The organism is Boseongicola sp. (assembly GCF_057460485.1).
Genome location: NZ_JBVCWP010000332.1, coordinates 1 through 3,921 on the forward strand (window position 1 = coordinate 1; position 3,921 = coordinate 3,921).

The following is a 3,921-nucleotide window of genomic DNA, read 5'->3' on the forward strand; positions in this document are numbered from 1 at the left end:
GAGATGATACTACGGCCGCCCGGCGACTATCGCCCTTCTTGACACGCAGTTAAGGTCGCTGCGCTTCTTGTGGCGCACGGTGAGGTTCTGTCGGTTTTGCTACTGAATATCTCGCGGGAGTGGCGGTGGAATTGTGCCTGAAGAATGCAGCCATCCTTGCGCTTGTGCAATGGAGTGAGGGCCGCACTGGGGGCGTTCGGTTTCTCGGCCGGCTGGAGCGACAGGTTCTGAAGACGTTGGAAGCACGCAACGACACCGACGCGCTTTTTTACTAGGTGGTCTTGTCGGTCTCGTCTTCAATGATGTGGTCTTGCAAGCCCATGATCTGTGACCACAGGAAGACAAACATCAGAACCGGAAAGCCGAAGGTTTCGATTTTCACCCACGCATCAGTAGACATCGTGCGCCAGATGATTTCGTTGGCAACGGCGAGGCCTGAGAAGAACAATGCAAGACGCTTGGTCAGCTTCATCCAGCCTTCGTCGGTCATAGGCAGAAATTCGGCCATAACCCAGGCAAGGTATGACCGCCCCTGTGCCAGCCCAATTCCAAGGATCACCGCGAAAAGCCCATAGACCAGTGTGGTTTTCATCTTGAAGAACCGTTCGTCATTAAACCAGACCGTGAGACCGCCGAACAAAATCACCATCACAGCGGTGAAAACCTGCATCCGGCTAAGTTTTCCCGTGAGTTTCCAAAGGATCGCGATGCTGGCGAGCAAAATCGGCACGAAAACACCCGCGGCAACAATGAACCCATCGTATTCAGTGCCGCCTATGGTGTAGGTCTGCTCGCGCATCTTAAGGTAGGCTGCGAAAAACAGAAGCGGCGGCCCAAGTTCGAGGACCTGTTTCACAATCGGGTTGAGCGCTTTTTCATTCATCCGGGTCACCTAACCTTCGCCGTGCGTCCCTGCAATGTGTCATGGGGCAAAAATTGGTTTCACGAACCTCGGCTTATCCACCAACCTCAACCACGACAGCTCCAAGCGCGATAAGGCCCATAAGCGCCAGGCGACGCGGGCCGACCTTTTCGCCCCAGAACAAATAGGCGATGAGGGCGGCGAAAACGACCGAGGTTTCCCGCAACACGGCGGCTTCTCCGACTTTGTCGAGGCGTGTGGCTAACATGATGCCACCAAACGAGAAAATTGCAACGATCGCTCCTGCAATGCCGACTTTGAGAAGCGGTGAAAAGGGGGTTGGGACACGGCCCTTATTGAGGATTAGATAGGCGGCGGGAAAGGCGATTCCGTCGATCAGGAAAAACCATGCAACAAAGGTCAGCGGATCGGCGGTTGCCCGGATGACGAAGGCGTCCCAAGTCGTATAGAGAGCGACGAAACCGCCAGTCATTGCGGCAAAGCCAAGGGCAAGCGGCAGCCGCGCGCGGTCGCTGGTGACATGACGTAGGTTGTAAACCGCAAGGCCGAGGATGCCGCTGGCCAACATCGCGACACCTAGCCATTGTATGGCAGCGAAGCGTTCGTCGAAAAGGATGCCCGCGCCAATCACTGTGAAGACCGGGCCGATGCCGCGCACGACGGGGTAGACGACGGTGTAGGCGCCGGCTGAATAGGCCGCGGCTTGGGCAAGTTTGTAGCCCACGTGGATGACCCAGGCGACCGCGAACAAAGGCCAGACATCGGCTTCGGGCCACGGCACAAAAAACAGCGCGAACGGGAGTGCAATCAGTGCGTAACAGGCGTCGATGGCTGAGCGGGTTGTGTAAGGGTCAAAGCGCCCTTTTTGCAGCGCTCCGAATAGCGCATGGAGCACGGCTGCCATGAGGGCGAGACCAAGTGCGACCTGGCGGCCTTGGTCCGTGCCTTCGAGAGAAATCAGCCATTCGCTCAATTTTCGACCGTTTCCTCTTTGAAAATAACGCTGACTGTGCCGCCGAGGAAGGCCGCACTTAGGGTGTCGGGCGTTATGGCGCCAAGGCTCAAGAACGGGGCCAGAGGGATGGGCGACTGGGTTGCGATCTGGACAAAAACCTCGCCCCAGGGCACGGGGCCTGCGGTGATCAGGGCAACCAGAGCGGCCTTTGTATCCGCGTCAAACACATTGCCGGGAAGGTTCGACACAAGCGCGCGCAGGTCGCGTTTCGTGCCATCTATAACGCTTTCCGGAGAGCCCGGAACTGCGGAAAGCTTGCCAATCATGGCGCCAAGGATCAATCCGTCGGCGAAACCGCGATTTTCGACCTCAAGCGTCAAATGTTCAAGCATGAGGGTTTTAAGGGCAGTCGTATCCCCCGTCAGGAGTTGAGGCGAAACGCCGGTTGCGCGGAACCCGTAAGAAAAACGGTTTTCGCCCGGAAAATCGATATCCAGCGAGGCAAGTTCAAAGCGCCCGTCAGGAAAATCCCACCAGACAAAGAGTGTGGCGTCGATGTCGTTCCGACGGTTTTGCTCGGCCAGCATATAGCTGATCCATGCGTCTTCGGTGCGCGGCGTTATCCGCAATCCGTCAAGATCGCCTGTTAAGCTGATCCGTCCGCTGCCGATCGTTAGAGCCTCAATGCCCTCAAGACGCCAGATAAGTGAGGCTACTTCTATGGTGAGAATGTCTTGCGCAAGGACAAGGTCGCTTTGGCGGCAGGTGCCTTGATCTTCGGCGAATGTGCCGGGGTCTTGAAGCGTGTAATTGCTACTGTGTAGTGCCGACAGAAGGATCGCGCGCTCACTAGAGCAATCGGCTGTTACGATGGTTGGCGCAACCGCAAGAACGATCGCGGCCAGATATCTCACTCTTCCAACCCCGTAAGGGCGGCGGCGAATTCGCGGGGGTCGAACGGCGCGAGATCGTCGATTTGCTCGCCGACGCCGATGGCGTGGATTGGCAGGCCGAAGCGGTCGGCAAGCGCGACAAGGACGCCGCCTTTTGCGGTGCCATCAAGTTTGGTCATGATGAGGCCTGAGACGTCTGCGATTTTCTGGAAGATCTCAACTTGGTTGAGCGCGTTTTGACCCGTCGTCGCGTCAAGCACGAGAAGTGTGTTATGAGGCGCCTCGGGGTCTTTTTTGCGGATGACTCGCACGATCTTGGCAAGTTCTTCCATGAGGTCAGCGCGGTTTTGAAGGCGGCCTGCGGTGTCGATCATCAAAAGATCAGCACCGTCCGCCTCTGCTTTGGTCATGGCGTCATATGCAAGGCTGGCGGGGTCAGAGCCCTCGGGCGCAGTCATCACCGGCACGCCTGCGCGGTCACCCCAGACTTGCAACTGTTCGACTGCCGCCGCACGGAACGTGTCGCCCGCAGCGATAACGACGGTCTTGCCTGCGGCGCGGAATTGCGAGGCCAGTTTGCCGATGGTTGTGGTTTTTCCCGAGCCGTTTACGCCAACAACCAGCACCACCTGCGGGCGTTTTTGATAGATCGGCATGGGCTTGGCGACGGGTTCCATGATGCGGGCAATTTCGCTGGCCATCATGTCCTTAAGTTCGTCGGTCGAGAACTTTTTACCCAAGCGACCCTCGGCCATATTGGCCGTGACACGCATAGAGGTTTCGACGCCCATGTCAGCAGAGATGAGGAGTTCCTCGATCTGTTCCAACATATCATCATCAAGGGTACGGCGGACAACGGCTTTTTGTTCAGTACGACCGAAGATACGCCCGAAAAGGCCCGGCTTGGCAGGTTCGCGAGCCGCATCCGAAACAGTTTCAACCGGGATTGGGGTTGGAGTTGGAGTTGGAGTTGGAGTTGGTTCCGGCCTCTCTGGTTGGGCGTCCTCGATCTCTTTAGGGTCGACTGGCTCTGTCCTTCGCGGCGTTTGCTGCGCAATCGCTTGGTCGGCATCGTCGATCTCTTGATGATCGACTTGCTCTGGCTCTGGCTCTGGCTCTGGCTCTGGCTCTGGCTCTGGCTCTGGCTCTGGCTCTGGCTCTGGCTCTGGCTCTGGCTCTGGCTCTGGCTC

General features: G+C 57.5%; 5 protein-coding genes. 1 reads left to right on the forward strand and 4 read right to left on the reverse strand.

What is annotated here, in order from left to right; translation table 11 throughout:
* The first annotated feature begins 125 nt into the window (after positions 1 to 125).
* A complete protein-coding gene (locus AC221Y_RS21425; RefSeq protein ID WP_486708362.1) occupies positions 126 to 275 on the forward strand; it encodes a hypothetical protein in 150 nt (49 codons plus the stop codon).
* On the opposite strand, the gene AC221Y_RS21430 is transcribed toward AC221Y_RS21425, so the two are convergent.
* The 4 genes from AC221Y_RS21430 to ftsY all read right to left on the reverse strand — a co-directional run.
* Entirely contained in the window at positions 272 to 883 is a 612-nt protein-coding gene (locus AC221Y_RS21430) for an inner membrane-spanning protein YciB (RefSeq protein WP_299757478.1), read from the reverse strand. The genes AC221Y_RS21425 and AC221Y_RS21430 overlap by 4 nt on opposite strands.
* 73 nt (positions 884 to 956) lie before the next feature.
* Positions 957 to 1,856, reverse strand: coding sequence for an EamA family transporter (locus tag AC221Y_RS21435; protein WP_486708363.1), 900 nt, complete (start codon positions 1,854 to 1,856; stop codon positions 957 to 959).
* The gene (locus AC221Y_RS21440) at positions 1,853 to 2,752 is read right to left on the reverse strand and encodes a hypothetical protein (RefSeq protein ID WP_299749355.1); all 900 of its coding nucleotides are present in this window, start codon (positions 2,750 to 2,752) and stop codon (positions 1,853 to 1,855) included. Before AC221Y_RS21440 ends, AC221Y_RS21435 begins: the two co-directional genes overlap by 4 nt.
* The coding region (ftsY, locus tag AC221Y_RS21445) for a signal recognition particle-docking protein FtsY (RefSeq protein WP_486708364.1) at positions 2,749 to 3,921 on the reverse strand (1,173 nt) is incomplete at its 5' end. The genes AC221Y_RS21440 and ftsY, both read right to left, overlap by 4 nt.